The organism is Caulobacter sp. FW305-C-30-S16 (assembly GCF_058783025.1).
In genome coordinates this window covers 43,108-58,748 of sequence record NZ_JBYSYH010000002.1, presented here as the reverse complement: position 1 = coordinate 58,748, position 15,641 = coordinate 43,108, and the positions used below count along the sequence as shown (strand labels likewise).

Annotated in this window: 20 protein-coding genes; 14 read left to right on the top strand and 6 right to left on the bottom strand. The window is 69.5% G+C overall.

The window, feature by feature from the left end; genetic code table 11:
• The first annotated feature begins 18 nt into the window (after positions 1–18).
• Positions 19–1,683: a putative bifunctional diguanylate cyclase/phosphodiesterase gene (locus tag AC3WJT_RS07260; protein WP_492342435.1), complete on the top strand. Its 1,665-nt coding sequence runs from the start codon at positions 19–21 to the stop codon at positions 1,681–1,683.
• Here the strand turns inward: AC3WJT_RS07260 and AC3WJT_RS07255 are convergent.
• Positions 1,680–2,258 carry a YqgE/AlgH family protein gene (locus AC3WJT_RS07255; RefSeq protein WP_492342434.1) on the bottom strand — a complete coding sequence of 193 codons (579 nt, stop codon included), beginning with the start codon at positions 2,256–2,258 and terminating at the stop codon, positions 1,680–1,682. The genes AC3WJT_RS07260 and AC3WJT_RS07255 overlap by 4 nt on opposite strands.
• 112 nt (positions 2,259–2,370) lie before the next feature.
• On the opposite strand from AC3WJT_RS07255, the gene AC3WJT_RS07250 reads away from it, so the two are divergent.
• Positions 2,371–2,853, top strand: a complete 483-nt coding sequence (locus tag AC3WJT_RS07250; RefSeq protein WP_492342433.1) for a peroxiredoxin — start codon at positions 2,371–2,373, stop codon at positions 2,851–2,853.
• An 87-nt stretch (positions 2,854–2,940) separates the two neighbouring features.
• Here the strand turns inward: AC3WJT_RS07250 and AC3WJT_RS07245 are convergent, their stop codons facing one another.
• Positions 2,941–4,614: an acyl-CoA dehydrogenase family protein gene (locus AC3WJT_RS07245; protein ID WP_492342432.1), complete on the bottom strand. Its 1,674-nt coding sequence runs from the start codon at positions 4,612–4,614 to the stop codon at positions 2,941–2,943.
• A gap of 126 nt (positions 4,615–4,740) precedes the next feature.
• Between AC3WJT_RS07245 and AC3WJT_RS07240 the strand changes: the two genes are divergently transcribed.
• Genes AC3WJT_RS07240 through AC3WJT_RS07220 form a run of 5 tightly spaced genes read left to right on the top strand, consistent with a single transcriptional unit; the run spans position 4,741 to position 8,864 of the window.
• Positions 4,741–5,346, top strand: a complete 606-nt coding sequence (locus AC3WJT_RS07240; protein WP_492342431.1) for a YceI family protein — start codon at positions 4,741–4,743, stop codon at positions 5,344–5,346.
• 24 nt (positions 5,347–5,370) lie between these two features.
• Entirely contained in the window at positions 5,371–5,958 is a 588-nt protein-coding gene (locus AC3WJT_RS07235; RefSeq protein WP_492342430.1) for a cytochrome b, read from the top strand.
• Positions 5,955–6,521 (top strand): YceI family protein, encoded by a 567-nt coding sequence (locus tag AC3WJT_RS07230; protein ID WP_492342429.1) that lies wholly within the window; start codon positions 5,955–5,957, stop codon positions 6,519–6,521. Before AC3WJT_RS07235 ends, AC3WJT_RS07230 begins: the two co-directional genes overlap by 4 nt.
• A gap of 17 nt (positions 6,522–6,538) precedes the next feature.
• Complete coding sequence (locus AC3WJT_RS07225) at positions 6,539–7,423, top strand: L-threonylcarbamoyladenylate synthase (RefSeq protein ID WP_492343332.1); 885 nt, start codon at positions 6,539–6,541, stop codon at positions 7,421–7,423.
• Positions 7,424–7,454: 31 nt separating this feature from the next.
• Positions 7,455–8,864: an FAD-binding oxidoreductase gene (locus AC3WJT_RS07220; RefSeq protein ID WP_492342428.1), complete on the top strand. Its 1,410-nt coding sequence runs from the start codon at positions 7,455–7,457 to the stop codon at positions 8,862–8,864.
• Positions 8,865–8,873: 9 nt separating this feature from the next.
• On the opposite strand, the gene AC3WJT_RS07215 is transcribed toward AC3WJT_RS07220, so the two are convergent.
• Entirely contained in the window at positions 8,874–9,332 is a 459-nt protein-coding gene (locus AC3WJT_RS07215) for a hypothetical protein (RefSeq protein WP_492342427.1), read from the bottom strand.
• Between the two features lie 121 nt (positions 9,333–9,453).
• On the opposite strand from AC3WJT_RS07215, the gene yaaA reads away from it, so the two are divergent.
• The 6 genes from yaaA (at position 9,454) to AC3WJT_RS07185 (ending at position 13,681) form a co-directional block, all read left to right on the top strand.
• The gene (yaaA, locus tag AC3WJT_RS07210) at positions 9,454–10,221 is read left to right on the top strand and encodes a peroxide stress protein YaaA (RefSeq protein WP_492342426.1); all 768 of its coding nucleotides are present in this window, start codon (positions 9,454–9,456) and stop codon (positions 10,219–10,221) included.
• Positions 10,222–10,293: 72 nt separating this feature from the next.
• Positions 10,294–11,085 carry a 3-hydroxybutyrate dehydrogenase gene (locus AC3WJT_RS07205; protein WP_492342425.1) on the top strand — a complete coding sequence of 264 codons (792 nt, stop codon included), beginning with the start codon at positions 10,294–10,296 and terminating at the stop codon, positions 11,083–11,085.
• Positions 11,082–11,504: an NUDIX hydrolase gene (locus tag AC3WJT_RS07200; protein WP_492342424.1), complete on the top strand. Its 423-nt coding sequence runs from the start codon at positions 11,082–11,084 to the stop codon at positions 11,502–11,504. The genes AC3WJT_RS07205 and AC3WJT_RS07200 overlap by 4 nt, the downstream gene beginning before the upstream one ends.
• A gap of 61 nt (positions 11,505–11,565) precedes the next feature.
• Complete coding sequence (locus tag AC3WJT_RS07195) at positions 11,566–12,348, top strand: SDR family NAD(P)-dependent oxidoreductase (RefSeq protein WP_492342423.1); 783 nt, start codon at positions 11,566–11,568, stop codon at positions 12,346–12,348.
• Between the two features lie 14 nt (positions 12,349–12,362).
• Positions 12,363–13,361, top strand: coding sequence for an NAD(P)H-dependent flavin oxidoreductase (locus AC3WJT_RS07190; RefSeq protein ID WP_492342422.1), 999 nt, complete (start codon positions 12,363–12,365; stop codon positions 13,359–13,361).
• A 5-nt stretch (positions 13,362–13,366) separates the two neighbouring features.
• The gene (locus AC3WJT_RS07185; RefSeq protein ID WP_492342421.1) at positions 13,367–13,681 is read left to right on the top strand and encodes a DUF1330 domain-containing protein; all 315 of its coding nucleotides are present in this window, start codon (positions 13,367–13,369) and stop codon (positions 13,679–13,681) included.
• On the opposite strand, the gene AC3WJT_RS07180 is transcribed toward AC3WJT_RS07185, so the two are convergent.
• Both AC3WJT_RS07180 and AC3WJT_RS07175 read right to left on the bottom strand, forming a co-directional pair.
• A complete protein-coding gene (locus tag AC3WJT_RS07180; RefSeq protein WP_492342420.1) occupies positions 13,678–13,980 on the bottom strand; it encodes a DUF1330 domain-containing protein in 303 nt (100 codons plus the stop codon). The genes AC3WJT_RS07185 and AC3WJT_RS07180 overlap by 4 nt on opposite strands.
• Before the next feature lie 35 nt (positions 13,981–14,015).
• The gene (locus AC3WJT_RS07175; protein WP_492342419.1) at positions 14,016–14,408 is read right to left on the bottom strand and encodes a hypothetical protein; all 393 of its coding nucleotides are present in this window, start codon (positions 14,406–14,408) and stop codon (positions 14,016–14,018) included.
• Between the two features lie 146 nt (positions 14,409–14,554).
• On the opposite strand from AC3WJT_RS07175, the gene AC3WJT_RS07170 reads away from it, so the two are divergent.
• Positions 14,555–15,055: an SRPBCC family protein gene (locus tag AC3WJT_RS07170; protein WP_492342418.1), complete on the top strand. Its 501-nt coding sequence runs from the start codon at positions 14,555–14,557 to the stop codon at positions 15,053–15,055.
• On the opposite strand, the gene AC3WJT_RS07165 is transcribed toward AC3WJT_RS07170, so the two are convergent.
• On the bottom strand, positions 15,040–15,615 hold the full coding sequence (locus tag AC3WJT_RS07165; RefSeq protein ID WP_492342417.1) for a TMEM165/GDT1 family protein: 576 nt from the start codon (positions 15,613–15,615) through the stop codon (positions 15,040–15,042). The genes AC3WJT_RS07170 and AC3WJT_RS07165 overlap by 16 nt on opposite strands.
• Positions 15,616–15,641: the final 26 nt, after the last annotated feature.

The following is a 15,641-nucleotide window of genomic DNA, read 5'->3' as shown; positions in this document are numbered from 1 at the left end:
AGCCGGCGTGAACCGGTCATGAGGCTGCAGGCTCAGGATCGACGTGTGTGGGACGCAGCCGCTACGCTGGAGGCGCTCGGCGGCGCCCATGTAGCCCTGTGGGTCTGGGAGCCGGCGGAAGACCGCTTCCGCGTCTATGGCGCCGCGCGCCAGCTGGGCCTCGGACCGCTGGCGCCCGAATGCTCCTCCGCCGCCTTCCGCGCGCTGGCCCTGCCGCAGGACCGCGCCTCCGCCGAAGAGCTGCTTCGCGTCCAGAGTCCCGGGTCGGAGATCGCCCTGCGGATCCGCATGCGCGGCGGCGAGACCTGCCTGTGGCGCGGCGTCTGGCTTGAGGAAGGCGTTCGCGCTTCCGGCGTGTGCGCCCCTGAAACCCGCTTCGCCGCCTCCGAATTCGACAGCCTGACCGGCCTGCTGGACCGCAAGAGCTTCGTCGCCCGCGCCCGCGAGCGCCTGACCCAGCCCCTGCGGCAGACGCTGGTGGTCGCAGACCTCGACCGCCTGCGCCGGCTCAATGAGGCCCTGGGCCACGACCGGGCCGATCTGGTGCTGGCGGCGCTCGGCTCACGGTTGGCGGCCGCCTTCGGCGCGGACGCGATCATGGCGCGCGTCGGCGAGGACGAATTCGCCATTATGGTCTCCGGCATCGCCGACCCGGCCGAGAAGCTGCGCAAGGCGCTGGAACAGCCTCTGCGGATCGCCGGCTTCGACATTCTGCCGACCCTGGCCATCGGCGCTGTCGAGGCCGACGGCGGTGAAGACGCCCCTGACGCCGCCGAGCTTCTGCGTCGCGCCGAGCTGGCCGTGGAAGCCGCCAAGGGCGCCGGGCGCGGCGGCGGCGCGGCCTATGGCCGTTCGATGGAAAGCGACGGCCTCTCGCAACTGGCGCTGGAGTCGGATCTGCGCGGCGCGATCGCCCGGGGCGAAGTCGTTCCCTACTACCAGCCGGTCGTGCGTCTGTCGGACGGCGCCCTGTCCGGCTTCGAAGCGCTGTGCCGCTGGCGGCACCCGCGCCGCGGCCTCATCCCGCCCGACGACTTCCTGCCCCTGGTCGAGGAACTGGGCATGATGGTCGAGCTGGGCGCTCACATGCTCAAGACATCGGCCCGCCAGCTGGCGGCCTGGCGCCAGAGCCACCCGGCGGCCGGCAACCTGACGGTCAGCGTGAACCTGTCCACCGGCGAGATCGACCGTCCTGGCCTGATCGACGACGTCACCGGCCTGATCCAGAAGCATCGCCTGCCGCCCGGGTCGCTGAAGCTGGAGATCACCGAAAGCGACATCATGCGCGACCCGGACGGCGCGGCGAAGATCCTGCGCGCCCTGCGGGCCGGCGGCGCGGGCCTGGCGCTCGACGACTTCGGCACCGGCTTCTCGTCGCTGAGCTATCTGACCCGTCTGCCGTTCGACACCCTGAAAATCGACCGCTACTTCGTGCGCACCATGGGCGCCAACGAGGGTTCGGCCAAGATCGTCCGGTCGGTGATCAAGCTGGGCCAGGACCTCAACCTCGAGGTCGTCGCGGAGGGGGTCGAGAATTCGATCATGGCCCGGCAGCTGATGGAACAGGGCTGCGACTACGGCCAGGGCTTCGGCTACGCGCCCGCCCTCTCGCCCCAGGAGGCGGAGGTCTACCTCAACGAAAGCTACGTCGACGGCGCCGCGCCGGTGCGGCGGCAGGGCTAGGCCCGCCCCCCTACATCCGACAGCATCGCCGCCGAGACGCCCAGCTTTTCGAGGGCGCGCGACCACTTGTGGTCGTGATCGTCGCCGAACAGCAGCGCTTCGTCGGGGTCACAGACCAGCCAGACGTTCTCGCGCACCTCCCGCTCGAGCTGACCCGCGCCCCAGCCGGCGTATCCGAGGGCGAGGATCGCCTTGCGCGGGGCGGTGTCGCCGCCCATCGCCTGAAGCACGTCCCGCGTGGTCGTCAGCGCCAGCCCGGGCGTCACCGGCAGGCTGACGTCATCGAGCAGATAGTCGTCGGTGTGCAGGACGAAGCCGCGCTCGCGCTCCACCGGCCCGCCCATCAGCACCGCCTCGTCGGCCAGTCGCCGCAGCGGCGGATCGACGCCGATCCGCTCGAACAGCGAGGTCAGGGTCAGGCCGTCGACAGGCCGGTTCACGGCCAGGCCGATCGCGTGCTCCGCATCATGGGCGCAGAGGAACACCACCGCCCGCTCGAACCGCGGATCACCGATGCCGGGCATGGCGATCAGCAGGCGTCCGGAAAGAAAGTCTGCGTCCGATGGCTCGGTCATGCGTTGATGATCAGCATTCATGGCGGCGGATTCAAGGTCGCGTCCTTGGCGAACCGCTTCGCCGCCTCTATTTGCACCAGCGAGCGCCGTTCGGCGACAAGGGAGAGATCACATGACCATCAAAGCCGGCGACACCCTGCCTGACGCCACCTTCATGACGTCCGGCCCCGAAGGCCCCCGTCCGATCACCTCGGACGAGCTGTTCAAGGGCAAGACCGTCGCCGTCCTGGCGCTGCCGGGCGCCTTCACCCCGACCTGCTCGGCCAAGCACCTGCCGGGCTTCAAGGAGCACGCCGCCGAGTTCAAGGCCAAGGGCGTGGACGCCATCGCCTGCATCTCGGTCAACGACGTGTTCGTGATGAAGGCCTGGGGCCTCGACCAGGGCGTGGGCGACGACATCATCATGCTGGCCGACGGCAACGGCGACTTCACCAAGGCCATCGGCCTGGAGATGGACGGCAGCAAGTTCGGCATGGGCCTGCGCTCGCAGCGCTACTCGATGATCGTCAAGAACGGCGTCGTCGACACCCTGAACGTCGAAGCCGGCGGCGAATTCAAGGTCTCGTCGGCGGACTACATGCTGGCGCAGCTTTAAGGACAACGGGGACATGTACCGAAGGTACGTGTCCCCTAAACCCTGCGGCCACTCGTTTGGGGGACACGTACCGCAGGTACATGTCCCCTATTCTGTTTCCAGCACCGCCGCGCCCTGCGTCACGCCGGCCGCCTGGCCCGGCGCGGTCGCCAGCACCTGTTCAGCGTAGAACCGCCAGACCTTGGCGTAGTCCGCGTCAGCCGCGGCCATCCGGGCGAGCATCCAGCCGCCGACCACGTCTCCCGCCAGCTTGAGGAACGCCGTGGCGCCGGCCAGCGCGTCCGGCGTGTTGCGGCGCGCGGCCAGCCAGTCGGCGGCCGCCTCCAGCGCGTCGGCGCCTTCCGCCAGGCGGGGCTCGTTCGCCGCCGTCTCGCGGATCTCGGCCAACAGGAATGACAGGGCCTCGCCGCCGCCCAGCGTCAGCTTGCGACCCACCAGATCGATGGCCTGGATGCCGTTGGTCCCCTCGTAGATCGGCAGGATGCGGGCGTCGCGGTAATGCTGGGCCGCGCCGGTCTCCTCGATGAAGCCCATGCCGCCATGGATCTGGACCCCCAGACTGGCGGCCTCGACGCCGAGGTCGGTGGACCAGGCCTTGGCGATCGGCGTCAGCAGTTCCTCGCGCAGCTTGGCCGCCGTACGCGCGGCGTCCGTAGCCGCATGACGCGACAGGTCGGCGGCGACGGCGGTCGACAGACAGATCGCCCGCGCCGCCAGGATCTTCGCCCGCATCAGCATCAGCATGCGACGCACGTCCGGATGGTCGTGGATCACGGCGTTGTTCTCGCCGGTCCAGACGGAGCGGCCCTGTTTGCGGTCCAGCGCGAAGGTCAGCGCCTGCTGGTAGGCGCGTTCGGCGATGCCGACGCCCTGGGCACCGACCTGCAGCCGCGCGGCGTTCATCATCGTGAACATGGCCGCCAGGCCCTGGTGCTCGACCCCGACCAGTTCGGCCTTCGCACCCTCGAACGCCATCACGCAGGTGGGCGAGCCGTGGATGCCGAGCTTGTGCTCGATGCTGACCGGCCGCACGTCGTTCAGGCCGCCGGCGGTCCCGTCGGCGTTCAACAGCCGCTTGGGACAGACGAACAGCGAGATGCCGCGGCTGCCCTCCGGCGCGCCGGGCAGACGGGCCAGCACCAGATGGACGATGTTGTCGGCGACGTCGTGGTCGCCCCAGGTGATGAAGATCTTCTGGCCGGTCAGCCGGTACCCGCCCTCCCCGTCCGGCTCGGCGCGGGTGGTCAGGGCCGCCAGGTCGGAACCGGCCTGCGGCTCGGTCAGGTTCATGGTGCCGGTCCATTCGCCGCTGACCAGTTTCGGCAGGAACCGCGCCTTCTGGCTGTCGGTCCCATGGGCGGCCAGCGCCTCGATGGCGCCCTGGGTCAGCATCGGACAGAGACCGAACGCCAGGCTGGCGGCCTGGATCATCTCGAAGACCGCGATCTCCAGCGTCTTGGGCAGACCCTGCCCGCCGAAGTCCGGATCCGCCGACAGGCTGTTCCAGCCGCTTTCGGCGAAATGGCGATAGGCGTCGGCGAATCCGGGCGCGGCGGTCACCTTGCCGTTGGCGTATTGCGCGCCGACCCGGTCGCCCGGCCCGTTCAGCGGCGCGATGACGCCGGAGGCGAACTCCCCGGCGGCTTCCAGCACCGCCCAGACGGTTTCCGCATCCGCCTCCGGAAAGGCCTCGCCCAGCCGGTCGAATCCGGCGGCCTTCAGCGCAGCGGTCATGTCCCGAAGCGGCGGACGATAGGTCATGGAGCGTCTCCCTGGAGGCTGGCGTTTTAGGCCGGACCGCGCCGGTTCGTGAAGCCTTGGCCTTTCGGGCGCCACACAGACGGCCTATCTTGATCCGCAACTGAATCAGTCACAGTCGAGGCCGCCATGTTCCGCTCCGCCATCGCAGCTTTTGCGCTCGTGCTGATGTCCGCCCCGATGGCGTCCGCCGCCCCGTCGACCAATCCGGCGGACATGCCGGCCGGGACCTGGGTCGTCGACAAGACCCACGCCAGCCTGATCGCCCGCGTGCGTCACATGGGCCTGTCCGCCTACACCGTGCGCTTCACCGATTTCGACGCGGCCTACGTCTACGATCCCAAGGTCCCGACTGCGTCGAAGGTCACCGCGACCTTCCAGGCCGCTTCCCTCGACACCGGCAACACGAAATTCAACGGCGAGTTCGCCGACAAATTCCTCGACGCCGCCGCCAACCCCACGATCACCTTCGTCTCGACCGCGATCACGCCGGGCGAAGGCAACAGCGGGACGATGACCGGCGACCTGACGTTCCGGGGCGTGACCAGGCCCGTGACGCTGGACGTCACCTTCGAGGGCTATGCCTCCGGCCTCGGCGGGCAACGTTCGGGCTTCTCGGCCCGGGGCGTGATCAAGCGGTCGGACTTCGGGTCGACCTTCCTGCTCAGGCCACCGCTGGCCATGGTCGGCGACGAGGTGGAGTTGATCCTCGAACTCGAGTTTGTGAAGAAGTAGCCTGCGCCGAAATCAGGAGCCGCCATGACCCGGACCCGCTACTCGACTGTCGCCATCCTCCTGCACTGGGCCATCGCCGCCCTGCTGGTCTGGAACGTGCTGCTTGGCTGGCAGGCCGAGGAGCTCAAGGGCGCGGCGAAGGTCGCCGTCATGCAACTGCACAAGCCGCTCGGCATCACCATCATGCTGCTGACCCTGATCCGGGTCGCCTGGCGGTTCGTCAGTCCGCCGCCGGCCCTGTCCGGACATCTCAAGCCCTGGGAGCAGCGCCTCGCGAAGGTCGTGCATGTGCTCTTCTACGTCCTGCTGATCGCGATCCCGTTCACCGGCTGGGCCGCCGTCTCGGCGAGCGCCCTGATCAAGGTCTACCCGATCAACATGTTCGGCCTGTTCGACTGGCCGATCATCCAGCCGCTCTACGATCTGCCGGCCGAGGCGCGGCACGCCCGTCACGAGCTCATCGAGGACATCCACAAGCTGCTGGCCAAGGTCATCATCTACGGCCTGATTCCGCTGCACGTGCTCGGCGCGCTGAAGCACCAGTTCCTCGACAAGGACAACGAGCTGGCGAAGATGATCCCGTTCCTCGCCCGCAAGGACACCGCCGCGTGAAGCTGTTCGCCACGATCCTCATCGCCGCCACCGTCTTCGCGGGGCAGGCCCTGGCGGCGCCGGCGCCGGTGTGGACCGTGGACAAGGGCGCCTCGAAGGTCGCCTTCAGCTCGAGCTTCGACGGCGGCGCCTTCAGCGGGTCGTTCCGCCGCTGGGACGCCGCCATTCGCTTCGACCCGGCCAATCTGTCCGGCTCGTCGGTCACCGCCACCTTCGACATGACCTCGGCCGCCACGGGCGACACGGGCCGCGACGAGGCCCTGCCGCTGGACGACTGGTTCGCCGCGAAGCGCTTCCCGAAGGCGACCTTCACGGCGTCGTCCTTCAAGGCCCTGGGCGGCAATCGCTACCAGGCGGTCGGCAATCTGACGATCCGGGGTGTCACGAAGCCGTTGACCCTGCCCTTCACCCTCGTCATCACCGGCGGTGTTGCGAAGATGAACGCCAGCGTCGGTCTGAACCGTCTGGCCTTCGGCGTAGGACAGGGCGATTGGAAGACGACCGAGGTCGTGCCGGGAACGGTGACGGTCAACATCAGCCTGACGGCGAAGCGCGCGCCCTAGAGCGTGCGGTCGCGGCCCTGCGCGCGGGCCGGCTGGTCATTCTGCCGACCGAGACGGTCTATGGTCTGGCCGCCGACGCCGCCAACCCGCTCGCCGTGGCCGCCGTCTACGCCGCCAAGGGCCGACCGAGCTTCAACCCCCTGATCGCCCATGTGGCCGACCTCGCGGCGGCGCGGACCATCGCGGTCCTGGATGATCGCGCCGAGGTGCTCGCGGCGGCCTTCTGGCCGGGCCCCCTGACCCTCGTCGCGCCGGTGCGGGACGCGGCGGCGGTCTGCGACCTGGCCCGGGCAGGGCTCGACACCGTCGCCGTGCGCGTGCCGGGCCATCCGCTGTCCCGTGCGCTGTTGCAGGCGTTCGGCGGGCCGCTTGTGGCGCCCTCGGCCAACCGCTCCGGGCGCCCGAGCCCGACGACCCACGCCGATGCGGTCGAGGAGACCGGCCTCGCCGCCGCCGAGGCGCTCGACGGCGGGCCCTGCGACGTGGGCCTGGAATCGACCGTCGTCGCGCTGCTGCCTGGCGCCCCGGCGCGGCTGCTGCGGCCCGGCGCGGTGACCCGCGCGCAGATCGAGGCGATCATCGGTCCCCTGGCCGAGGCCGAGTCCGACGCCAAACGCTCCCCCGGCCGGATGGCCCTGCACTACGCCCCTGACGCGCCGGTGCGGATCAATGTGGACGCGCCGCAACCCGGTGAGGCCTTCCTCGCCTTTGGGCCCGGCGACAGCCCGTTCAACCTCAGCCCGAGCAGCGATCTGGCCGAGGCGGCCGCGAACCTGTTCGCCATGCTCCGCGCCGCTGACCGGACGAAACCGACCGCCATCGCCGTCGCGCCGATCCCCGCCGGCGGGCTGGGCGAGGCGATCAACGACCGGCTGAAACGCGCCGCCGGCTTCATCGGCTGACGACAGCGCGACGGCGGCGTATGCTGCGCCCATGACCATCTCAGTCCCCGCAGACGTCATCTCCCGCCTGAAGGCCGTCCTCGGCGAGGGCGGATGGAGCCAGGACCGCGACCGCATCGCGCCCAAGCTCGTCGAGTGGCGCGGTCGCTGGGAGGGGACGACGCCCCTGCTGGTCCTGCCGAAGACGACCGCCGAGGTTGCCGCCGTCGTCGGCATCTGCGCCGAGTCCGGAACCGCGATTACACCCCAGGGCGGCAACACCGGTCTGGTCTCGGGGCAGATCCCGCAGGGCGAGGTGCTGCTGAGCACCGAACGGCTGAACCGCATCCGCGACATCGACGGCTTCGACGACGTGATCGTGGCCGAGGCCGGCGTGACCCTGGCGGCGGTGCATGAGGCGGCGGCGGCGCTGTCGCGGCGCTTCCCGCTGGGCCTGGCGTCGGAAGGCTCGGCGACGGTCGGCGGAGTCATCTCGACCAACGCCGGCGGCACGCAGGTGCTGCGCTACGGCACGACGCGCAACCTGGTGCTCGGCCTCGAGGCCGTGCTGCCCAACGGCGAGATCTGGAACGGCCTCAAGCGCCTGCGCAAGGACAACACCGGCTACGACCTCAAGCAGCTGCTGATCGGCGCCGAGGGCACCCTCGGCGTGATCACCGCCGCCAGCCTGAAGCTGTTCCCGGTGCTGAACTCCCGCGCCACGGCCGTGGTCGGCCTGGCCTCCCCCGCCGACGCCATCCGGCTGCTGGCCCGCGCCAAGGAAGAGACCGGCGGCGCCGTCGAGGCCTTCGAATTGATGAGTCGGCTGGGCGTGCGGTTCGCCGTCGACCACATCCCCGGCATCCGCGAGCCGCTGGACGCCATCCACCCCTGGTACGTGCTGGTCGAGACCGCCAGCGGCGAGCCCGGCGCCGCCGAGGGGGCCATGGAGCGCCTGCTGGGCCGCGCGCTCGAGGACGGCCTGATCACCGACGCCGCGATCGCCCAGACCCAGGCCCAGGCGAAGGCCTTCTGGGCCGTCCGCGAGAACCAGTCCGGCGCCCAGAAGCCCGAAGGCGCGGCCTGGAAACACGACGTCTCCGTCCCTGTCTCGCGCATCGCCGACTTCATCGAACAGGCCTCGGCCGCCGTGCTGAAGCATGATCCGGCCGTCCGTATCGTGGCCTTCGGCCATGTCGGCGACGGCAACGTCCACTACGACGTGCTCCGACCGGCCGGCGGCTCTGACGAAGCCCACAACGAAGGCCGCGACGCCGGCTCGCTGATCGTCCACGACATCGTCGATTCCATGGAGGGCTCGATCAGCGCCGAACACGGCCTGGGCGCCGCCAAGACGGCCGACGCCCTGCGCTACAAGTCGGCGGTCGAGGTCGAGACCCTGCGCGCGATCCGCAGCGTGCTCGACCCCAAGCGGATCATGAACCCGCGGGTCCTGTTCTGATCTTCGGGCCTAGGTGATCTCGGAGGGCTTGGCCGGCCTGGCGGGTCCGCCTGTGCCGGGCCTGTCTGACGGCCTGTCGAAGGTCAAATGGAAGCCGTTCACCTGCCAGGCCCCGTCCTTCTCCCGGGTCAGCACCGTTTGAACCAGAACGGTCTGGCCCGGGTAGCTGTAGGCATGCACCAGGACCGCCCTGGAGCCGCCCATACCGGCCTTCAGCGACCAGCTGCGCGTGGCCACAGCGGAAGGGGGCCCGGGCGGCAGCGCCGCCTTCAGGGCGGACAGTTGCTCCATCGCCGCCGGGGTGCGGAGATTGCTGGCCAGGTCGGTGTTCCGGCTCAGATCGGCGCCGGTGCTGATCTGGGCATAGAGCGCCCTGGCCTTGGCGTCCGCGACCTTGTCGGGCGTCAGCAGACTGCAGGCAGCCAGGGCGAGACAGGCCATCAACGCCGCCAGAACCGGTCTTGGCATCACTCGCATTCCACCCACTCCGCTCATCGCCGGAGCATGATCATCCCGGCGCGACGCAGGCAACCTCGCGTCACGACGGAACGACTCGCCTTCCCGTCCGGGCCGCTCTATCTCCCGCGCCATGCTGATGGTGATCTCGCCGGCCAAGGCCATGAACTTCGAGGCGCCCGCGCGCGCCCTGCCGCTGACGACGCCGGCGCTGAAGGACGACATCGCGGTGCTGGACACCGTGACGCGCAAGCTGCGCCCGCGCGACCTGCGCCAGTTGATGGACATCTCGGAGAAGCTGGCGGACCTCAACTACCAGCGGTTCCAGGCCTTTGACCCGGCGGTCGAGGACGGTCTCCAGGCGGCGATCGCCTTCAACGGCGATGTCTATGCGGGTCTCGAGGCGCGCAGCCTGGATGCGAAGGGCTTCGCCTGGGCCCAGGACCACCTGCGCATCCTGTCTGGCCTCTACGGCCTGCTGCGACCGGCCGACGCCATCCAGCCCTACCGGCTGGAGATGGGCGTCCAGTTGAAGACCAAACGCGGCAAGAGCCTCTACCAGTTCTGGGGCGACCGGCTTTCGCGCACGCTCAACGAGGCGGCCGAGGGCCAGAAGGACAAGACCCTGGTGAACCTCGCCAGCCAGGAATATTTCGGCGCGGTCGATCGCAAGGCCCTGACCCTGCCAGTCGTCACCTGCCGGTTCTTCGAGGACCGCGGCGAGGTGACCAAACAGATCAGCTTCATGGCCAAGAAGGCGCGTGGCATGATGGCGCGCTTCGCCATCGACGGCCGGATCGACCGGGTCGAGGGGCTGAAGGACTTCGACCGCGAGGGCTACGCCTTCCAGCCCGCGATGTCGTCCGACGACGACTGGGTGTTCCTCAGAAAATCCGGCTGATTTCGCGCTCGCTCCGAAGGCTGCGAGTCTCTATGCTGCACCGCAACAAAAACTAGGCGGGAGCTTTCGCCCATGACCTCCGAACTCCGGGGACAGGTCGCCATCGTCACGGGTTCGACCAGCGGCATCGGCCTGGGCCTCGCTGAAGCCCTCGCCGCCGCCGGGGTCAACATCGTCCTGAACGGCCTGGGTGACGCCGCCGCCATCGAGGCGACCCGTGCGGGCCTTGCGGCGAAGTATGGCGTCGAGGTCCGCTATCACGGCGCCGACATGACCCGGCCGGCCGAGATCGCCGATCTGGTGACCTCGACCACCGCCGCCTTCGGCCGGCTGGACATCCTGGTCAACAATGCGGGCATCCAGCATGTATCGCCGGTGGAGGACTTTCCCCTCGACGCCTGGGACCGGATCATCGCCATCAACCTGTCGAGCGTGTTCCACGCCTCCCGGGCGGCGATCCCGGCCATGAAGGCCGCCGGCCGCGGCCGGATCGTCAACATCGCCTCGGCCCACGCCCTGGTCGCCTCTCCGTTCAAGAGCGCCTATGTCGCCGCGAAGCACGGGGTCGCAGGCTTCACCAAGTCGGCCGCCCTGGAGCTCGCGACCAGCGGCGTGACCGTCAACGCCATCTGCCCGGGCTATGTGAAGACCCCGCTGGTCGAGGCCCAGATCGCCGACCAGGCCAGGACGCGCGGCATCAGCGAGGAGGCCGTCATGCGTGACGTCATCCTGGCCGCCCAGCCGACCAAGCAGTTCGTCACCGTCGAGCAGCTGGCGGGCCTGCTGCTGTATCTCTGCGCCGGCGCCGGCGCCTCGGTGAACGGGGCGATCCTGTCCGTGGACGGCGGCTGGACCGCGGCGTGACCGACTATCCGCGCCCGACGGCGGGCGTCGTCTGCCTGCGCGGGAACGAGGTCCTGCTGATCAAGCGCGGCAATCCCCCGCGCCAGGGCCAGTGGAGCCTGCCCGGCGGCCGTATCGAATGGGGCGAGACCAGCGAGGCCGCGGCGATGCGGGAACTGGTCGAGGAAACCGGCGTCCAGGCCCGGTTGCTGGGTCTGATCGATGTCGTCGACGGGATCATGACCTCCCGCGAGACGGGCGAGATCACCCGCCACTACATCATGGTCGACTACGCCGCCCTTTGGCTGGCAGGGGAGCCGGTGGCCGGAGACGACGCCGCCGAGGCCCGCTTCTTTGACCGCGAAGAGGCCCTGGCGGTGGTCGAATGGGACGTGACCCGCAGGGTCATCCGCGACGCCTTCGACCGTTTCGGCGCTTGACCGCCGCCGCGTCACCCGCCTTTTGTGAACTCAAACAGATGTTCACGGGGAGTGACGCACCATGGCCTACAAGCCCTTTGATCTGACCGGCAAGGTCGCGCTCGTCACCGGCGGCAACGGCGGCATCGGCCTGGGCATGGCCGAGGCCATGGCCCAGTCGGGCGCTGACATCGTGATCTGGGGCTCCAACCCCGAAAAGACCCAGGCCGCCGAAAGCCGCCTGCTGAGCCACGGCGTGCGGGTGAAGGCCCAGATCGTCGACTGCTCGGATGAAGCCCAGGTCGTCGCCGGCATGGCCGAGGCCGCCGTCGCCATGGGTCGCCTCGACACCGTGATCGCCAACGCCGGACGCGGGCGCGGCGCCGCCTCGTTCGCCGAGATGTCCACCGACACCTGGCGCTACAACATGGCCCTCAACCTCGACGGCGTGTTCTGGACCCTGCGCGAAGCCGCCAAGCACATGATCGAGCGGGCCAAGGCCGGCGATCCCGGCGGGTCGCTGATCGGCGTGGCCTCGCTGGCCGCGGTCGAGGGCGCCGCGCGCAACGAGGCCTATGCCGCCACCAAGGGCGGGGTCATCTCGATGATGAAGTCGATCGCCGTCGAGCACGCCCGCTATGGCGTTCGCGCCAACTCCATCCTGCCGGGCTGGATCGCCACCGACATGACCGCCGGCGCCCAGGGCAACGACACCTTCACCTCCAAGGTCATCAGCCGGGTGCCGATGCGCCGCTGGGGCGAGCCCGAGGACTTCGGCGGCATGGCCGTCTACCTGGCGTCCGACGCTTCCCGCTTCCACACCGGCGACACCTTCATGATCGACGGCGGCTACGCGATCTTCTGAGAAAGACCACACCGATGTCCCTCCGTACCCCCCTCTGCGACCTGCTCGGCATCGAGCATCCGATCATGCTGGCCGGCATGGGCGGCGTGTCCTACGCCGAACTGGCGGCGGCCGTCAGCAACGCGGGCGGCTACGGCGTGCTCGGCATGGCCGGCACCCAGCCCGACTTCATCCGCGAACAGATGCGCAAGGTCCGGACGCTGACCGACAAGCCGTTCGGCGTCGACCTTCTGGCGGCCTCCCCCGAAAGCCTGACGGCGGCGGTTGAGATCATCATCGAGGAGGGCGCGAGCTCCTTCATCGCCGGTCTCGGCGTGCCGATGCCGATCATGGAGAAGCTCAAGAAGGCCGGCCTCAAGGTCATGGTCGTCTGCGGGGCGGTGAAGCACGCGGTCAAGGCCGAGCAGGCCGGCTGTGACGCGGTCATCTGCCAGGGCGGCGAAGGCGGCGGCCACACGGGCCTCGTCGGCACCCTGCCGCTGCTGGCCCAGGCGGTCGAGGCGGTGAAGATCCCCGTGGTCGGCGCCGGCGGCCTCTACGACGGGCGCGGCCTCGCCGCCTGCCTGGCGCTGGGCGCCCAGGGCGTCTGGATGGGCACCCGCTTCATCGCCAGCCAGGAAGCTCACGCCGGCGACCTCTATCGCGAGACCATCCTCAACGCGTCGGACGAGGATACCGTCCGCACCCGTTGCTACAGCGGCAAGCCGATGCGGGTGCAGAAGAACCCCTACGTCGCCGACTGGGAAAGCCGCCCGCAGGACATTCAGGCCTTCCCGATGCAGGCGGGCATCAGCATCCGCAACAACGCCATGGGCGGCATCGGCGGCCAGATCGAGAACCTCGATCCGGACAAGTCCTGCTTCGCCATGGGCCAGAGCGCGGGCGGCGTGCACGACGTCCTGCCGGCCGGCGAGATCGTCCGCCGGCTGATGGCCGAGGCCCACGCCGCGATCGGCAAACTGACCGCCCTGAACGCGGCCAGCCCGGCGACTGCGCGCGAAACGGCGGCCTAGTCGCTATGGCGGTCTACGGCGTCGCGCAGATCACGATCACCGACCGGACGGCTTATGACCGCTATTCGGCGGCGTTCATGGAGGTGTTCAGCCGGTTCAAGGGAACACTGCTGGCCGTCGATGAAACGCCCGAGGTGATCGAGGGCGAATGGACCGCGACCAGGCTCGTTCTGATGAGCTTCCCGGACGCCGAGGCGTTCCATGCCTGGTTCGATTCACCCGCCTATCAGGCGATCGCGCAGCATCGTCACGCCGGCTCGACGGGCGTCGTGATGCTGGCGAAAGGGCTCGGCGGCCAGGCAGGCGCTGCCGGGACCTAGACGCCCTCGACGATCAGCACGCGGTATTCCGCCCCGGCCAGGCGGTGCTTGAGCGCCTCCTGATAGGCCGGGCTGCGGTACCAGGCCTGGGCTTCGGCGAAGCTCGGGAATTTCAGGATAACCGCGCCCTCGACCTCCGGTCCCTCAAGGACTTCGTGCTTGCCGTAGAAGGCCAGCGGCGTGACCGCATGGCCTTCGCGCGCGCCACGGGCCTTCTGGCCATAGGTGGCGAATTCATCCGCATCGACCATCCGGTCGCGGACGAGGATCACATAGGCGGGCTTGGCGGCGTCGGTCATGGCGAATCCCTTCGACTCTGAGGCGTCCCGTCCCTCTACCCCCGTCGGCGGACCAGGGGAATCAAGGCGAAGCCGATCTGGCCCGCCAGACCGAACTGCCCCGCCAGTGTCGTGAAGGCGGCGAGATAGACCGTCGGGCTCCGGCCAAAGACGAAGATCGCCAGAAGCGCTTCCGCCGCCTGCAGGACGACAAAGGCGACGCCGCCCATCATCATCCGGTCGCCGGGGCGCGGCGATACCGTCAGACGCGCCACAAGGGCCCCACAGCAGGCCCAGGACGCTCCGAGCACCACCGGCAGCTCCAGCAGCACCGCGAGGGTCTCACCGAGCCTGGGCGCCACCAGCAGCACCCGCACGGTCCCGATGGCGAAGGCGAACGCGAACACCACGGCGAAATAGAGAATCCCGGCGACGACGGCCTTGCGCATGGCGCTCCCTCGCAACCGGACCATCCGAAGGACTGAACCCGGCAGAGCGTCACCCTAGGCCGTTCCGCCTCCAGCCGCTTGATTCAGGTCACGGCGAGGCGGGGACACGCTGGCCAGTCTGGCGTTCCCCACCGGAGACACGACGCATGACCGACCTGCCTGCCGACCTCGGCGCCATCCAGCGTCTCGGCGACATCACCCAGGTGACCCTGACGCGGGAGCTGGAGCATCCGGCGGCGGCGGTCTGGGCATTGCTGACCGATCCGGCGCGCCTTCCGGAATGGCTGGCTCCCGGGACCATCGATCTGCAGGAGGGCGGCCGGGCGGTCCTCGACTTCGCCGACTCCGGCACGGTGATCGACAGCCTCGTCACGGCCTGCGAGCCCGGCGCGCTGCTCGAATACAGCTGGAGCGGACCCGGCGAGCCACTGCGGCCGGTGCGATGGGCGCTGCGGCCGACCGGTCCGGACGCCTGCCATCTGACCCTGACGCTCTCCAGCCCGGCCGGCGAGGACGCCGGCCGGTCCGCCGCGGGCTGGGAGGCGCACCTCGAGATGCTCGCCGCCGCGTTGGAGGGCGTCCCGATCCGCTTTCCGTTCGAGCGGTTCAAGGCGGCCCGGGAAGCCTATCGCTACCTGATGGCCTGACCCGCGATCAGGATCCACAAGCCGATGCCCGCGAAAGCCGCCGCGGCGGTCCAGCGGATGTATTTCAGCGGCAGACGGGTCGCCATGGTCTCGCCCAGCCAGACCGCCGGACCGTTGGCGAGCATCATGCCGACCGTCGTGCCGGCGGCGACCAGCATGACCGACTGGAACTGCGCGGCCAGCGCCACGGTGGCCACCTGTGTCTTGTCGCCCATCTCGACGAAGAAGAAGGCGATCGCGGTGGTCAGGAACACCGACCCGGCCTTCACGGTCGACGGCGCCTCGTCGTCCTCGAACTTGTCCGGAACCAGCGCCCAGACGCCGAACGCGATGAACAGGGCGCCCAGCACCCAGCGGACCCACGGACCGCTCAGGGCGTGACCGGCGACAGCGCCGACCGTGGCGGCCAGACCATGGTTGGCGAGGGTCGCGACGAGTATCCCGGCGAGGATCGGCCAGGGTTTGCGGAACCGCGCCGCCAGCACGATGGCCAGCAGCATGGTCTTGTCGCCGATTTCAGCGATGGCCACGAGGCCGGTGGAGACGAGGAAGGCTTCCATGAACTTGTCCTGGCGGGACCGGTAAG